Raw genomic sequence first — 14,581 nt, forward strand, 5'->3', positions numbered from 1 at the left:
CGCTGATCCCCGTGGGAGGGCGCCGATGCGGTTCTCGCTGTTTCCGGTCTTGCTCACGTTCTGTATGGGGGGCTGCTCGTGCGGGAGCGACACCGAGGCGGAGGGGATGCCCACGGGCAGCACAGGTGTCGTTCCAGGCAGCACAGGCGGTGCAGATGGCGGAGGTGGCGCAGGTAGCACAGGCAGCGCAGGTGGCGGACACGTAACGTGCGTCCCAGGGCTGCAGTCCATCGCTCTGTCGCCTGACGACTCCACGGTGGAGATCGATGGCCACTCCGCTGCGCCGATCACGTTCACGGCCACCGGGACGCTCTCCGACGGCACCACGAGGGCGCTCGAGCCGGGGGCGCTCCTCTGGTCAGCGACGCGCGGCGACGACACGCCTCCGGGGACGATCGCGGGCGGTGTTCTGGAGCCTTTCGCATCAGCGGGCGGCACGGTGCGAGTCACTGCGAGCGATGGATGCGTGACGGGAGAGACGACCGTCGTGCTCCACCTGAGCACGGTCCTCGGCACGCCGAGCGATCAAGGCGCCTGGGCGGGGACCCCGGTCACGGGCGCTCCTGCGCCAAGCATCGTTTACCCGAGCGATCAAACGCGCTTTCCGCGGAACGTCTACCGCACGCTGTTCCAGTGGCGGAGCCAGGGGTTCACGGAGTTCCGGCTCGTATTCACGGGCGCGAGCTCCACGGTCACCGTCTTCACGGACGGCGCGCACGGCCTCTGCGAGCAGGCCAACCCCGCCGCCGGGTGCTGGGAGGTGGACGAGACGACATGGAACTACATCGCTGGCTCCAATGCCGGCGGGACCGCGACCTGGACGGTCGACGCGCTCGACACCTCGACGACGCCAGCCACCGTGCGCCGCTCGGCCGCCATCGAGATAGGCTTCTCCAGGCAGGACGTGAAAGGCGCGATCTTCTATTGGTCGACGACCTCTGCCGGAGTGCGGCGGGGGAAGATCTCTCGCCAGACTCCGGAGGACTACATCGTGGGCAAGCCCCCGACGACGTACTCCGACGGCGACAAGGTCAAGTGCGTCGCATGCCACGTGCTCTCGCGCGACGGCAAGTACATGGCAGCCCCGGTGTCCGCCAACTCCGGGAACAGCCTGTGGATCCTCGCGGTGACGCCGGACGCGCCGCCCGACCCGCTCGTCAAGAGCGTGAAGGACACGGATGGCCACGTCTTTGCGACGATCTCGCCCGACGACGCGCGGGTCGTCGCCGCGTCGAAGGGAGCCATGTGGATGGTCGAGCGGGAGACCGGCGCCTATGTCAACGATCTCCCGACCGGTGCGCTGAAGGGGACGCATCCGGACTGGTCCCCGCTCGGGACGGAGGTCGTCTTCGCCACGGGCGACGGCGATGCTCCCGGCGGCTCATCGATCGCGCATATTCCGTACAGCAACGGCGTCTGGGGGCAGGCATCGGTCCTGCTCGCGCCGCCCGCCAAGAAGAGCGACCTCTTCCCGAGCTTCTCTCCGGACGCGGCATGGATCGCGTTCTCGCGGGGGAAGGGCGGCCACGGTGACAACACGGCCCAGCTCATGGTCCTCGGCGCGAGCGGCGGTCAGCCGGTGGAGCTCCTCAACGCGAACCGCGTCACATCGAACCGGATGACCGACGGGCAGTATCAGAACAGCCAGCCTACCTGGGCGCCGCCAGGCGATCTCAACTGGATCGCGTTCAACACGAAGCGGGAGTACGGCGTCGTGCGCCCCGAGGGGACCCAGCAGATCTGGGTGGCCGCCATCGACGTCCAGAAGGCTGCTGCAGGCCAGGACCCGAGCTACCCGGCGTTCCGCGTGCCGTTCCAGGGTCTCGACGAGAACAACCACCGCGCCTACTGGACCCTCGACATCAACGAGGACAGCGGCGGCGCGGGCGGGAGCGGCGGCACAGGCGGCGCGGGGACGGGGGGCGCGGGGGGAAACCCGACTGAGCCCGTATGCTCGGAGATCCTCGACGTTGATGATCTCTGCGATCCCGTGAACGACTGTTGCCAGACGGGCTCTTACTGCGACACATCCGATGATGGCGTGACGTACACCTGCATCGCAGCGATCAGGTAGTCGCGCTGCCGCGCATGGGCGCCGAGAGGGCAGCGCCCGCCGTCAGGCCATCGCGCTCGTAAAGCCGCGCGCCGCCCGGCCGCTCGACGCCATCGAGAGCAGCCGGCTCACGCGCTCCTCGGTCGTCGGGTGCGTCGAGAACCACTTCAGCACCGAGCCAGCCCCGGCGAGCGGGTTGACGATGAAGAGGCTGGCCGTCGCCGGGCGCGCCGCCTCGGGGGGCACGAGCGCCACGCCGTGCTCCAGCTTGGACAGCGCGCTGGCGAGCGCCTCCGGGTCGCCGGACAGCTTCGCGCCGAGCTCGTCCGCCATGTACTCGCGCGACCTCGAGATGCCGAGCTGCACGAGGGTCGCCGCGATCGGCGCCACGATCGCGAGGGCCAGTCCGCCGAGCGGGCTCGTGCCCTCCTCGTCATCCGATGATCCGCCGAATATCCCGGCGAAGCTCACGGCATGGGCCACCCACGTGATGCCCGAGGCGAACGCCGCCGCGATCGTCGACACCAGGATGTCGCGGTTCTTGATGTGCGCGATCTCGTGCGCCAGCACGCCGCGCAGCTCACGCTCGCTCAGGAGCTGCATGATGCCCTCGGTCACCGCCACGACGCCGTGCTCCGGGTTGCGCCCCGTGGCGAAAGCGTTCGGCTGCGCGTCCGGGATGACATAGACGCGGGGCTTCGGGATCCCCGCCCGGCTCGAGAGCTCCTCCACCATCCGGTGCAGCCCCGGGGCCTCGATGGGCGAGACCTCGGCGGCCCGGTGCACCGCGAGCACGATGCGGTCGGACATGAAATACGCACCCAGGTTCATCGCGAGCGCGAGCACGCCGAACAAGACGAGGTACCCGGGCCCCAGCGCCCCGCCGATCGACACCAGGATTGCCGACATGACGCCGAGCAACAGGATCGTCTTGATCTGATTCTTCATGAACTTCGTATCCTCCTCGAAGCGGAGCGCTGCAAGAGCCGCTCCCTGGAGATCGATGTGTCGCGCCCGTCGCATTGCAATACCGTACGCCCTCCGATCAGCAGGCGGCGGGTCCGCTGGATTCCCTCGTGTGGATTCGCTGCCCCGGCTGGCCCGCCCCATTTCGCCCCAGCGACCCATTTCGCCCCTGCCGGCGGATGCTCTCGGGGCGCGCCTCAGCCTGCCAGATCGCCAGCGGCCGCGCCGCGACCCCCGCCGCGGGCGACAAGCGCAGATCTCATCGCTGTCTATTCGGCGCTGAGTCCGTATTTTCGCATCAGGCGATAGAGCACGTAGCGGCTCGACAGCCCAAGCGCCTGCGCGGCGCGCGTGATGTTCCCCCCATGCTCCTCCAGGCTCGCCCGCACACGATCGGCGGACGGATCCGGGATCTCGGGGGGCGGCTCCGACGCGCCTGCCGGCGATTCCGACGCCTCGATCGCCACCGGCGGGGGGGCAGCGACGGAAGGTGAGCGCTCTGACCACTCGATCTCGCTGCCCTGGCTCGTCGACATCGCGCGCCACAGGAGGGCATCGAGCTCCCGGAGGTTCGTCGTGTACCGGCGCCGCATCAGGTGGTCGATGAGGGTCGCGCCGACGGCGGGCTCCGGATCTCCGTCGCTCCTCGCCGCCAGGAACCGCCGTACCGCGTCGGGGCTCTTCGCGGCCGCGCGCCGGAGCAGGTGCCGCGCCAGGAAGGGGACATCGTCGCGCCGCTCGTCGAGCCCCGGGACCTCGAGGCGCAGCACGAGGCGGGCGCCGACGTCGTGCTTCAACGCCGCCGGGTCGCGGTTGGTCGCGCCGATCAGGCGAAAATGGGAGCGCTTCGCGACCGCCGCGCCGAGGCAGTGATATTCGCCGCCCTCGTCGAGGACGCGGAGCAGGTTCGCCTGAAGGCCCTCGGGGAGCTCGCCTATCTCGTCGAGGAACAGCGTGCCTCCGTTGGCCGCGCCGATGAGGCCCGGCCGCTCCGGCATCCCGGGGTTCGGATACCCCTTCACGTTCCCGAAGAGCTCCGCGTCGATGAGGCTCGCCGGGATCGTCGCCGCGTTGCGGGCGATGAAAGGCCCCCTCGCCCTGGCCGACAGCGCGTGCACCGCGCGCGCGGCGAGCTCCTTGCCGGAGCCGCTCCCGCCGAGCAGCAGCGTGTGCTCGTCGGCCGTCGCCATCCACGCGATGCGATCGCGAAGGTGCCAGACAGCGGGGCACTCGCCCACGATCCCGTGGCTGTCCGGCGCGCCGAACGCGGGCGCATCGGCGAGCTTCGCGCTGGTGAGCGGGGCGAGCTTCCGGGGGCGGCGCGTGCAAAAGAGCAAGAGCTGGCCCTTGAGCAGGAGCGTGTCGCCGGGCTCCAGGACGCACCGATCCACGCGTTCGCCGCGGACCTCCATCGCGCATCTTCCGATGCGCTCGATCCGCAGCCGGCTCCCCTCCGGGCGAACGCGGAGCTGCTCCCTCGACAGGCCGGGGCCGGCGAGATCGGCAGTGCGCTCGACGCAGCCGGGCCGCTGGCGATAAAAGACCGTTCGTTCGACGCCGGAGCCGTCCCGAGGCCCGCCGCGGCCGAGGATCTGCGCTCCCCCTTCTGACTCGAAGAACGCCAGCTCGCCTATCCGGTGCGGCTCGGACGCGGCCCAGGCGATCATCAGCGCTGTTGTTTCACCCTGGGATCGCTCGGGCGCGACCGTCAGCGAGCTGCCGAGGTCGAGGGTGGAGGCTGAAGCGGCCATGCAACGAGGCTCCGTGCGCCGGTCCGCTCGCCAAGGTAACGCGACGGGAGGGAAAGTACATCCCCCTGAACTCGCCCGTATGTCCGGCGTCGAGCGCAGCTGCTAGGCTGCCGGGCCCGCAGGGACCCTCATGAAGGCCGGCAACCACGAGGCGACCCAGGACGCGCGCGGTCCTCAAGAGGACACGCTCGCCGCGGACGGCAGCGGCGTCGTCCGGACCGGCTCGCCCGGGCGGACGGAGGCCTCGATCCAGGCGGGCCTCCCCGGTCGCTACGAGGACCTCGGCCCGATCGCGGGCGGCTCGTTCGGCGAGGTGCGGCGCGCGCGCGACACGGTGCTGGATCGCGTCGTCGCGATGAAGCTCTTGCGCGCCGAGCACGCGGGTGAGCCTCACCTGCGCCGCCGCTTCCTCGTCGAGGCGCAGATCACAGCGCAGCTCCAGCACCCGGGGATCGTCGCTCTCTATGATCGCGGCGAGCTCCCGGACGGGCGGCTGTGGTTCACGATGAAAGAGGTGCGCGGCCGCACGCTGCAAGACATCATCACCGAGCTCCACGCGAGCGCGAGCCCCGCGGGCTTTCGCGCCGCGCCCTCGGGCTGGACGTTCCGGCGCGTGGTCGACGCGTTCGCGCGCATCGCTCAGGCGATGGCCTACGCGCACAGCCGCGGCGTCGTGCACCGCGACCTCAAGCCCGATAACCTCATGGCCGGCGAGTTCGGCGAGGTGCTGGTGATGGACTGGGGCCTGGCGCGGCGGGTGGGCACCGCGGACGCGGCCGAAGGCGGGATCAGCGGCCCGCCGGACGACGCGGGCTCGGCCGCGTTGACGCGCCATGGAGATATCGTCGGCACGCCCGCGTACATGCCGCCGGAGCAGGCCCGCGGGGACACTCGATTGCACGGCCCCGCCAGCGATGTGTATTCGCTCGGCGCTGTCCTTTATTGCCTTCTCGCCGGGCGGCCCCCTTATCGGGGCGACCACGCCAGGGAGGTGCTGTCAGCGCTGCTCGCGGGCCCCCCCGTGCCCGTGAGCGACGCCGCCGCCGGCGGGCCTGCCGTGCCGGCCGAGCTCGCCGCGATCGTGGAGCGCGCGATGCGCCCCGAGATCGAGCGGCGCTACGAGAGCGCGGAGGCGATGGCCCGCGACGTCGTGGCGTGGCTGGACGGCGTGCGGCGGCGGGAGCAGGCGCTCGCGGCGCTGGAGCACGCGCGGGCGTTCGAGCCGGAGATCGCGGCGCTGCGCGCGCAGGCAGCGGCGGCGGAGGCGCGGGCGCGGGCCGTCCAGAGCGAGCTCAGGCCGTTCGATCCCATCGAGAAGAAGCGCCCCGCGTGGGAGCTGGAGGACGAAGCGGGGCGAGCGGGCAGAGCCGCGGCGCTGCTCGAGACGCGGTGGTTGGAGGCCGTGCAAGGCGCGTTGAGCCTGGATCCCGACCTCTCCGAGGCGCACGCGATGCTCGCGGATCACCACCGGGCGCGCCTGATCGAGGCGGAGCTCTCGCGTCGAGACGAGGACGCGGCGCGCGCCGAGGAGATGTTGCGCGTCCACGATCGGGGCCGGAACGCGGCGTTCTTGCGGGGGGACGGGGCGGTGACGGTGGTGACGGACCCGCCGGGCGCGGAGGTGATCGTCGAGCGGTTCGCGCTGGAGGACCGGCGGCTCGTGCCGGTGCGCGAAGGGGTGCTGGGGCCGACTCCGCTTCTGGAGGTGCCGTTGAAGCGGGGGAGTTATCTGCTGCGGATCCGCGCGGCGGGGCGGGCGGAGGTCCGATATCCCGTGCTGATCGGGCGTGACGAGCACTGGGACGGCAGGGCTCCGGGGGAGGAGAGGCCGTATCCGATCATCCTGCCGCGGGAGGGGGAGCTCGGGGCGGACGACGTGTACGTGCCGGCGGGGTGGTGCTGGATCGGCGGGGATGCGGTCACCCCCGACAGCTTGCCGCGCCGCCGGGTCTGGGTCGACGCGCTCGTGATGCGCCGCTTCCCGGTGACCACGGGCGAATACATCGCCTTTCTGAACGACCTGGTCGCGACCGGACGCGAGGCGGAGGCGCTCGCCGCCTGCCCGAGGGCGCAGCTCGGCCTCGCGGAGGGGGGCGATGAGCTGGCATTGCTCCGGGACGAGCGTGGTCTCTTCGGGCTGCCTCCGGATCGCGAGGGGTTGTCCTGGCGGCTGGACTGGCCGGTGGTCCTCGTGGACTGGAATGCGTCGACGGCCTACGCGCGCTGGCTGTGCGAGCGGACCGGCCTGCCGTGGCGGCTGCCCAACGAGCTCGAGCGTGAGAAGGCCGCGCGCGGCGTCGACGGTCGCTTCTTGCCGTGGGGCGATCACGTCGATCCGACGTTCGCGTGTGTCGTCGACGCGACCGCGGGAGAACCGGCGCGTGAGGGCGTGAACGGCCACCCGTTCGACGAGAGCCCGTACGGGGTGCGAGGCCTCGCCGGGAACACGCGGGACTGGTGCAACAACGTCTGGAAGCACGAGGGGCCCGCCGTCGAAGGAGACCGGCTCCGGCCGGACGCTGCGGCGCCGGACGAGCCGGATTTCATGGTCATCAAGGGCGGCGCGTGGGCCAGCACGATGATGTACAGCCGCGCCGCTGCCCGCTTCGGCGGCCGTCCCCATGTCCGCCGGCCCGTGGTGGGGCTGCGGGTCGTGCGGCGCGCGCCTTTCGCGTGACGAGACGGGGAGCCGACCTCAAGGTCCAGATACAGACGTGGACCAGACCGACAACGATGAATCTTGAAAACGCATGGGCAGCGTGTCACCGAGCACCTTGAACACAACGTTGCTATCGGTCGGCGGCTTGGCCCACGAGATCCTTCCGGACCAGGTACCATTGAGTCTTGTCACATCGATCCTGAAGCCGCACACCCAGATCCCTTGGTTGTAGCAGACGTGAAAAGTGGCAGTTCGAACAGACGGCAGCGACCAGGCCGGATACACGGCGCACCTGAAGCTCACGTCGCTCATCGGGAAGGAAGGCCCATTGGCCCAGAGCTTCTCCGTCCTGGTCACCTCGATTCCACCGGTGTATGCCGTTGAATCGAACCTGGCACCCGCGATGCTCCAGTGCTCGGTGTTCGGAGTCCAGTTGTCCTGGACAGAGGTATTCGTGACGAGGACCTTCGCCAGCACGGCCTTCGTTATCTTGTCCTTCATCACATACTCGACGTAGCTGTTGGCGAGCTTGACCGAAGGGTCGAGCTGTCCGCCCGTCCGCGCCGCGTCGGGTCGCGCGCTCGTCGCTGCGCCGTCGGGCGGCCCATGATGAAATACCGGCAGGCTCCCCAGCTCGTCCACGAGGATCGGGTGCTGCCGGAACGACAGCGCCTGGAGCAGCATCCTCGACCGGAAGAGGAGCTCGGTGTGCGACATCGTGCTTCGCCTGAACTGGCCGTCTTCTTTGATCTTCCACTGCTCCAGCGCCACGGTGATCGCCCACGTGAACGCGCCGTGCCAGTGCCCGCCCAGCATGGCCTGGTACGACGGCTCGTCGCGGCTCGACGCGCAGAACACCCGGCTCCCGATCTCCTTGTGCGCCCGAGGCGCCATCGCCGAGGCCGACCTCGCCGGCGTGAGGGTGGCCGCCCGCTCGGCCCTGCCGGTCGGGTCGCTCGCAGCCGCGAAGCAGCAGTCGAGGATGACGGTGAGGTTATCGGTAGAGCGCTTGCCGAGAGCGGAGCCGTCCTCTTCCTCGAAGATCCCGCGCAGCTCCGTGAAAGGTACGGCGTTCTCGAGGCCGGGGCCTGTGTCGGTCGGGCAGAGGGCGAGATCGCCCTCCACCTGCGCGCCGTGCCCGGAATACGTCATGATCCCCGGCAACGTCATCCACGCCTCGTCGACCTGAAAGTCGCCCCACGACAGCTTCAACCGGATCATGAGCCCCCTGGCCAGCCACCGGGCGCCCTCCTTCAGCTCCGACGAGGTGGCCTCCCGCAGGACCACGCTCAGCGCCTCCGGCTCTTGCCGCAGGCTCGCCAGCCATCGCGCGATGGCGTCCGCGACCTCTCCCGCTGTTTCGCCCCGGATCTCGGGGCGCGCGGTCGCCTCCTCGTTCGCCAGCCACCGCCTGACACGGGCCTTGACCTGATCCTCGGTCTCACCGGGCGAGAGCTCGGGGACCAGCTCCAGCTCGGCCCGGACGATCTCGTCTTCTGTGAGCGCCGGGCTCGTGAGCACCCGGATGTGCGTGAAGCCTAGCCGGCGACACACCTTCCAGTAGGCGAGCACGTCGTTGCGGCCCGCCAGCAGGTCCTTGCCGCCCGCCGCGTCGTGCGCCTTGTAGTCCTCGACGCCGACGAGCAGGGCGCCGCCGCGGAGCCTCGACACAACCTCCCTGGCGGCGGCGAGCGCGGGCTTCACGGCGTCCGGAAGGCCGGGGTGAACTGCGGTGTCCTTCTCGATCATGGGGTTCTCCATGTGGGTTGGATGCGCTGCGTGGCCCGCGGGCGAGGAGCGCTCCCGCGCCCCGGGGCAGCGCGACCATCGTGCAGCGACGCGCCGGCTTTCGCGATCGTCATCCGCCATCGCTCATCGTCCGTCGCACGGCAATCCCCATGCCGCCCGTTGCTCCTCGTGCTGTCGCCTTGTCCTCTTCCGGTTCCGGGTTCCGGGCGCCCGACCTCATGGGCCGGCGCGCGAGGATCGACCGTGCGCACAGCTGTGGCGCACGCTGTGCGGCCGCCGTGGCGCACGCTGTGCGGACGGCTGTGGCGCACGGCGGGGTCGTCGAGGCGCGCGCGACAGCGGCGCTCGCGGCGGCCGCGAAGAGCAGCCGAGAACCAGCGCTCCGCCCCCGTGAGCGCGCTGGCACGGCTGCTGCAATCGACCTAAGCGACGCAATCAACGCGATTGACACTCACCGCGGCTCGCCGCCTCTCACGGCAAATCGACACGAAGCGAACGTGAGCCGGCAAGTCGGGTTCACTCATCAACCACGAGGAGATCACCATGGGACAGGGCGCCAACATGACGGTCAACAACTTCTCTCCCTACGACATCCAGGTGGCGGTGGTGCGGAAGCACTGCATCTACCCGCAGAGCCCCAACGGCTACGGCGCGCCGGGCATCGACGCCTTCAACGTCCGGCTCCCGCACGGCGAGAGCCACGGCGGGTACATCGAGGACAAGAACACGTCGACCGGCGGCGACCTGTGCGCCACCGACACGGGGTACTTCGAGCTGAGCTTCACGGTCATGCGAGGCGACGTGCCGGATCCGCGATATACGCTGTCCACCACGACGATCGCGATACCGCACGACCATTTCCAGCAGGGCGACGGGCACAAGGACGGGGCGGTCAAGGTCGATCTGATCTTCTTGCCCGGCAAACAGGACTCGATCACGATCGGCCTCAAGGACAACGTCTGACGCTCCGCCCGGGGGGCCGGGCGGCACGAGCGAGGAGGGCGAGGATCGGAGCGCGCGACAGCGCCCCGGTCCCTCGCCCTCCGCCCCCGTTCGAAGCCAGCGCGGAGGACGTTCCATGAGATACGCTGATACGGAAGCATGCCAGTCTGGAGGGCACTGCCGCATCTGCCGCGATCCGGAGATGGGGCGCAAATTCCGCCTGCTCGTCCTGCAAGACTTCGAGGTGCCGGGGGGCACCGCCGACTTCGAGTGCCCGCACGGCATTCCGTGGGACACGGACGTCGAGGTGAGCCGGTTCGCGCGGGCGATCGAGCGCGGTCGGGCCGCGGCGCATGGAGCCCTGTCGGCGTTGAGGACGTCGCTTGGGGTGGGCCTGTTACCGCGCCGAGCGGTCGAGGCGAGGCTGGCGGTGTGCCGCGCGTGCCCCGGCGGCCTCGCGGTCATGCGCGGGGACGACGTCTACACGTGCGGCAAGCTGCTCGAGATCCACAGGGAGCAGGGGCGCTCGACGTGCGGGTGTGTCCTTCGATTGAAGGCCGCTGACGCCGACGAGGACTGTCCCAATGGATGGTGGCCACGAGGTGGGTAGGCCAGCGATCAGGCCTGCCAGATCGCCAGGAGCCACACCGCGACCCCCGCCGCGCACACAGCGAGCCCCGGCACCGCCCGCGGCCACACCCACTGCCCCGTCACCGTGACCGCGCGCCGCACCACCCAGACGGCGCCCGCGACCCACGCCGCGAACGCCCCGACGAGCGCGACGACCCAGCCGACCCGCGGCGCCTCGTCGCGCGCGAGCGCAGCGAGGTGCTGCCGCTCGACCGCCGCGGCAGGCTCGGTCCGGGTGCCCGGCGGGCGCGGCGCGGCCGCCGACAGGCGGGCGATGGCCGCGTTGGCCAGCTCGAGGTCCTCCGCGTGCGGCGTCGTGAGCCACCGCGTCTCCAGGGCGGCCGTGCGCACAGCGCGCCACGCGAAGAGCGCCGTGTCGGCCTGGCCGAGGCCCTCCGCGGCCGTCGCGAGCGCGATCAGCCGCTCGTACGCCACGCGGACGTGCGGCGCCCCGGGGGCGTACCAGCCCGCCGCGCGCCGCGCGTGGAGCGCCGCCGCGTGCGCGTCGCCGGCGCGCAGGGCGTCCGTGCTCTCCGCGATCTCCCGCTCGCCCGCGGCCACCACCCGCAGCGACGCCGCGCCGACGAGGAAGCCGGCGACAGCGAGGCCGCGCAGCGCGCCGAGCACGACAGAGAGCCTCACAGAAAGTCGCGTCTCTTGAAGACGAACGCCGCCACCAGAAGGAGAATGAGCGCCCACCCGGCGCACGTGATCGCCGCCCAGCCCAGGTACACGAGGAGGTTCGCGTCCGCGACCTCACCCGCGAGCAACGGGCGCGGCGGCACGTAGATCTGAAGGTTCGGGACCACCTTGGAGAAGGCGTGCGCCGCGGCGCTGATCTGGGGGCCGAAGTACTTCACCGGCAGCCGGGCGAGCGAGTCGGCGTTGCGCCCGATGAGGAAGACGCCCAGCGTGAGCAGCGACGACAGGAACGGCGTCGAGAACGACGAGAACAGCGTCGCCACCGCGGCGACGATGCCGACCTCGAGGAACGCGAGCGCGCTGCCCGCGAGCACGACGCGCCGCTCCGTCGGCGCGCCGCCCGAGAAGAGCACGCCGAGCACGAGGAAGACCGCCGCCCAGGGGATGAACCCGTACGTGCGCGCCGGGGGCGAGCGCCACGCCACGACCCCGAGCGCCGCGAGCGAGGCGGCCCCGGCGCCCGCCACGAGGGCCAGCGAGCGGCCGGCCAGCACGGCGCTGATCTGCAGCACGAGCCCGGCGTCGGCCAGGATGAACACCGCGAGCGTCAGCAACGTGCCGAGGTACTTGCCGACGAGGTGCTCGCCGCGGCGCACCGGGCGGGCCAGGATCGGGAAGATCGTCTTCTGCTCGAGCTCTCGGTACAGCGACGTCGCGCCGATGATGACCGCGACCGCGATGCTGAAGAGCGAGATCGACGCGACGCCGAGATCGCTGACGACCCGCGCCCCGTTGCGGAGCGTGTAGGCGCCGACGATGATCGAGTAGAACGCGACCGCGAAGGCGACGCCCGCGAGGCCGATGAGGATGCGCGCCCGAAGCGATTCCCGGTAGGTGTTGAGGGCGATCGCAGAGATGCGGCCGAACATCGGGGCGACGTTAGCAAGGGACGGGGGGCGCTTGAAAGGGCCGCGGGTCAGGAGCCGCGGGTCAGGGGCCGGCGTCGTCCCCGGGGTCGACGACCCGCACGTCCAGGAACCACAGGCCTTGCGCGAGCGCGTGGCCGTCGATCTGGAGGTAATAGACGCCGGGATCGAGCACGAGATCGAGGAAGCTCCGCTGGGGATCCGTACCGATCGTGCAGGAAAGCGGCATTTCGACCCCGGGACAGCCCGGGCCGCGGCGGACCGAGAGCAGCGTCTCGTAGCTCGATCCGGCCATGTCGAGCACGACCCGCCTTCGCCCGGTGAGCGTGAGCCGGAGGAGCTGGTCCCGGGCGCCGCCCTCCTCCGTGCCGGCGCGGTCGCAGCCGGCATTGAAGTCCGCGGCGGCGTTGGCCGTGTTGCCCTGGAAGAAGCCGCCGCGCTCGGGGATCTCCAGCGCCCCCGCGCACGCGTCGGAGAACGGCACCAGCGTCGGCGGCACCGCCGGCCGGACGAACGCCGTCACGCTCACGGGCTGGCCGAGCTGCGCCTCGGCCACGACGCGGTACGACCCCGGCGCGACGTTGCGCCGCGCGCTCCGGAGCGGCGTGACCTCGCCCACGCCGCACGCGAGCCGATCGCCTTCGCCGCCGCACGCCGGCGCGGACAGGGCGATCGCGCCGGAGTCGCCGGCCGACAGCTTCTCGACGAGCAGCACGTCGGACGCGACCGGCAGCTCGAGCGCGTACACGGCGTCGACGGCCGCCGGGCCGCAGCCGAGATCGACGTCGTCCTGGTGACCGAGCAGCGACACGGAGACCGTCCGGTTCGGCGCGAGCTCGGCCGCCCCTTCGCACCGCTCGTCCGGCGGCGGCTCGGTCGGCGGCGAGAGCTCCAGCGTGACGAGCGCCGAGGTCGGCGCCGTCGCGGAGACCGCGACGGCGTACGCCCCCGCAGGCAGCGCGCGCCGGAAGAGGTGCGGCGCCGCCGCCGTCTGGCAGGCGAGCTCGTCCTCCGGCAGCGCGCACGCGGCGCTCCGCAGCGAGAGCGAGGGGTCGCCGTCGCCGTCGGTCGAGATCGCGTAGAGGTCGACGTCCTGGGGCTCGGCGAGCTCGAACGTGTACACGAGCTCCCCGAGCCCGGTCTCGCACGCGCTCCCGAGATCCCGGGCGGCGTCGAGGATCGTCGCCAGCGCCGGCGCGCCCGGCGAGAGCGGCGCCGCCGTGCCGCACGTCTCGTTCTCCGGCGCCGGCGCCGGCGGCAGGAACGCCACGTCGACGACGACCGGCGCGCCCACCTTCGTCGTCACGTACAGCGGCAGCACCGTGGCCCGCTCGGGATCGCCGAGGCCGCGGGCCCGGAGCTTCGCGAGCTTGCCGCCGTCCGCCGTATCGTGGGGCCCCCCGCACGCGATCTCGGTCGCGGCGTCGCCGCACTGGCCGGCGAGCGTCACGGCGACGTCCGTGGCCTCCGTCTCCTCGTCGGGGGCCTCCGTCCGCGCGGTCACCTCGACGTCGACCGGCGGCCCCGGCGGCAAGATCACCGCGGCCACGACGTCGTGCGTGCTCGCAGGGCGGGGCAGGCCGCACGAGCTCGCGTAGTGGAAGCCCGCGCCCGCCGTCGTCATCGCGTACGAGCCCGGCGCGGAGATCTCCAGCGCGTCCAGGCACGTGTCGTGCTCCGGAGACACGCAGCCGGCCTCGTCGGCGCGCCCGTCGCAGTCGTCGTCCCGATCGTTGCCGCAGACCTCGGGCTGCGCGGACGACACCGTGGGATCGGCGTCGTCGCAGTCGCCCCCGCCGCAGTGCTCGTCGGGATCGCCGTCGAGATCGGCGTCGCGCGGCGCGCTCTTGCACGCCTTGGTCGCCTCGTCGCAGGCGTCGATCGTGCAGGTGCTCTGATCGTCGCACGCGATCGGCGCGCCGGGCACGCAGCCGAGCCGCGGGTTGCAGCGCTCGACGCCGTCGCAGTAGACGTCGTTCTGGCAGGCGCTGTCGTCCGGCGTGAAACGGCACCGCCCGAGGGCGGTGTCGCACGCATCGAAGGTGCAGGGAAATCCGTCCTCGCACTGATCGTCGTCGACGCACGGGCCGCCCAGCGTCGGGTCCGCTGGAGCCTGCTCGCCGCCGGCGCCGCCTTCACCTCCCTCGCCGCCCGCTCCACCGGCGGCCGACGGGAAGGGGCTCGGGGCGCTCGACGCGCAGGCGGCGCCGGAGAGCGCCGCCGCAGCGATCGCCCCCCAGAGGAGAGCGAGACGCGTCAAGGA

10 protein-coding genes are annotated in these 14,581 nt (G+C 71.5%); 4 read left to right on the top strand and 6 right to left on the bottom strand.

The features are described from left to right. The first annotated feature begins 256 nt into the window (after positions 1 to 256). Positions 257 to 2,074 carry a TolB family protein gene (locus tag WMF19_RS45200; protein ID WP_437896012.1) on the top strand — a complete coding sequence of 606 codons (1,818 nt, stop codon included), beginning with the start codon at positions 257 to 259 and terminating at the stop codon, positions 2,072 to 2,074. Positions 2,075 to 2,116: 42 nt separating this feature from the next. Here the strand turns inward: WMF19_RS45200 and WMF19_RS45205 are convergent, their stop codons facing one another. Further along, positions 2,117 to 3,001 carry a zinc metalloprotease HtpX gene (locus WMF19_RS45205; protein WP_437896013.1) on the bottom strand — a complete coding sequence of 295 codons (885 nt, stop codon included), beginning with the start codon at positions 2,999 to 3,001 and terminating at the stop codon, positions 2,117 to 2,119. 287 nt (positions 3,002 to 3,288) lie between these two features. Beyond that, positions 3,289 to 4,770, bottom strand: coding sequence for a sigma 54-interacting transcriptional regulator (locus tag WMF19_RS45210; RefSeq protein ID WP_437896014.1), 1,482 nt, complete (start codon positions 4,768 to 4,770; stop codon positions 3,289 to 3,291). Between the two features lie 130 nt (positions 4,771 to 4,900). Here WMF19_RS45210 and WMF19_RS45215 point away from each other — a divergent pair, with 130 nt between their 5' ends. After that, positions 4,901 to 7,447, top strand: coding sequence for a bifunctional serine/threonine-protein kinase/formylglycine-generating enzyme family protein (locus WMF19_RS45215; RefSeq protein ID WP_437896015.1), 2,547 nt, complete (start codon positions 4,901 to 4,903; stop codon positions 7,445 to 7,447). 18 nt (positions 7,448 to 7,465) lie between these two features. Here the strand turns inward: WMF19_RS45215 and WMF19_RS45220 are convergent, their stop codons facing one another. Further along, complete coding sequence (locus tag WMF19_RS45220; protein WP_437896016.1) at positions 7,466 to 9,178, bottom strand: caspase family protein; 1,713 nt, start codon at positions 9,176 to 9,178, stop codon at positions 7,466 to 7,468. A gap of 543 nt (positions 9,179 to 9,721) precedes the next feature. Between WMF19_RS45220 and WMF19_RS45225 the strand changes: the two genes are divergently transcribed. After that, positions 9,722 to 10,141 carry a hypothetical protein gene (locus tag WMF19_RS45225; RefSeq protein ID WP_272102039.1) on the top strand — a complete coding sequence of 140 codons (420 nt, stop codon included), beginning with the start codon at positions 9,722 to 9,724 and terminating at the stop codon, positions 10,139 to 10,141. Positions 10,142 to 10,256: 115 nt separating this feature from the next. Then, positions 10,257 to 10,730, top strand: a complete 474-nt coding sequence (locus WMF19_RS45230) for a hypothetical protein (RefSeq protein ID WP_437896017.1) — start codon at positions 10,257 to 10,259, stop codon at positions 10,728 to 10,730. A gap of 8 nt (positions 10,731 to 10,738) precedes the next feature. Here WMF19_RS45230 and WMF19_RS45235 read toward each other — a convergent pair whose 3' ends face one another. The 3 genes from WMF19_RS45235 to WMF19_RS45245 all read right to left on the bottom strand — a co-directional run bounded on the left by WMF19_RS45235 (position 10,739) and on the right by WMF19_RS45245 (position 14,578). After that, the gene (locus WMF19_RS45235) at positions 10,739 to 11,392 is read right to left on the bottom strand and encodes a hypothetical protein (protein WP_437325792.1); all 654 of its coding nucleotides are present in this window, start codon (positions 11,390 to 11,392) and stop codon (positions 10,739 to 10,741) included. Further along, positions 11,389 to 12,321, bottom strand: coding sequence for an ABC transporter permease (locus WMF19_RS45240; protein WP_437896018.1), 933 nt, complete (start codon positions 12,319 to 12,321; stop codon positions 11,389 to 11,391). The genes WMF19_RS45235 and WMF19_RS45240 overlap by 4 nt, the downstream gene beginning before the upstream one ends. Positions 12,322 to 12,382: 61 nt before the next feature. Beyond that, positions 12,383 to 14,578 (bottom strand): MopE-related protein, encoded by a 2,196-nt coding sequence (locus tag WMF19_RS45245; RefSeq protein ID WP_437896019.1) that lies wholly within the window; start codon positions 14,576 to 14,578, stop codon positions 12,383 to 12,385. Between the last annotated feature and the right edge of the window lie 3 nt (positions 14,579 to 14,581).

The sequence above is a fragment of the Sorangium sp. So ce124 genome (assembly GCF_051525235.1).
GTDB lineage: Bacteria > Myxococcota_A > Polyangia > Polyangiales > Polyangiaceae > Sorangium > Sorangium atrum.

Coding starts and splice junctions, on each gene's coding strand:
- WMF19_RS45215 (WP_437896015.1), top strand. CDS start 4,901: ATGAAGGCCGGCAACCACGAGGCGACCCAGGACGCGCGCGGTCCTCAA.
- WMF19_RS45240 (WP_437896018.1), bottom strand. CDS start 12,321: ATGTTCGGCCGCATCTCTGCGATCGCCCTCAACACCTACCGGGAATCG.
- WMF19_RS45220 (WP_437896016.1), bottom strand. CDS start 9,178: ATGATCGAGAAGGACACCGCAGTTCACCCCGGCCTTCCGGACGCCGTG.
- WMF19_RS45210 (WP_437896014.1), bottom strand. CDS start 4,770: ATGGCCGCTTCAGCCTCCACCCTCGACCTCGGCAGCTCGCTGACGGTC.
- WMF19_RS45205 (WP_437896013.1), bottom strand. CDS start 3,001: ATGAAGAATCAGATCAAGACGATCCTGTTGCTCGGCGTCATGTCGGCA.
- WMF19_RS45230 (WP_437896017.1), top strand. CDS start 10,257: ATGAGATACGCTGATACGGAAGCATGCCAGTCTGGAGGGCACTGCCGC.
- WMF19_RS45225 (WP_272102039.1), top strand. CDS start 9,722: ATGGGACAGGGCGCCAACATGACGGTCAACAACTTCTCTCCCTACGAC.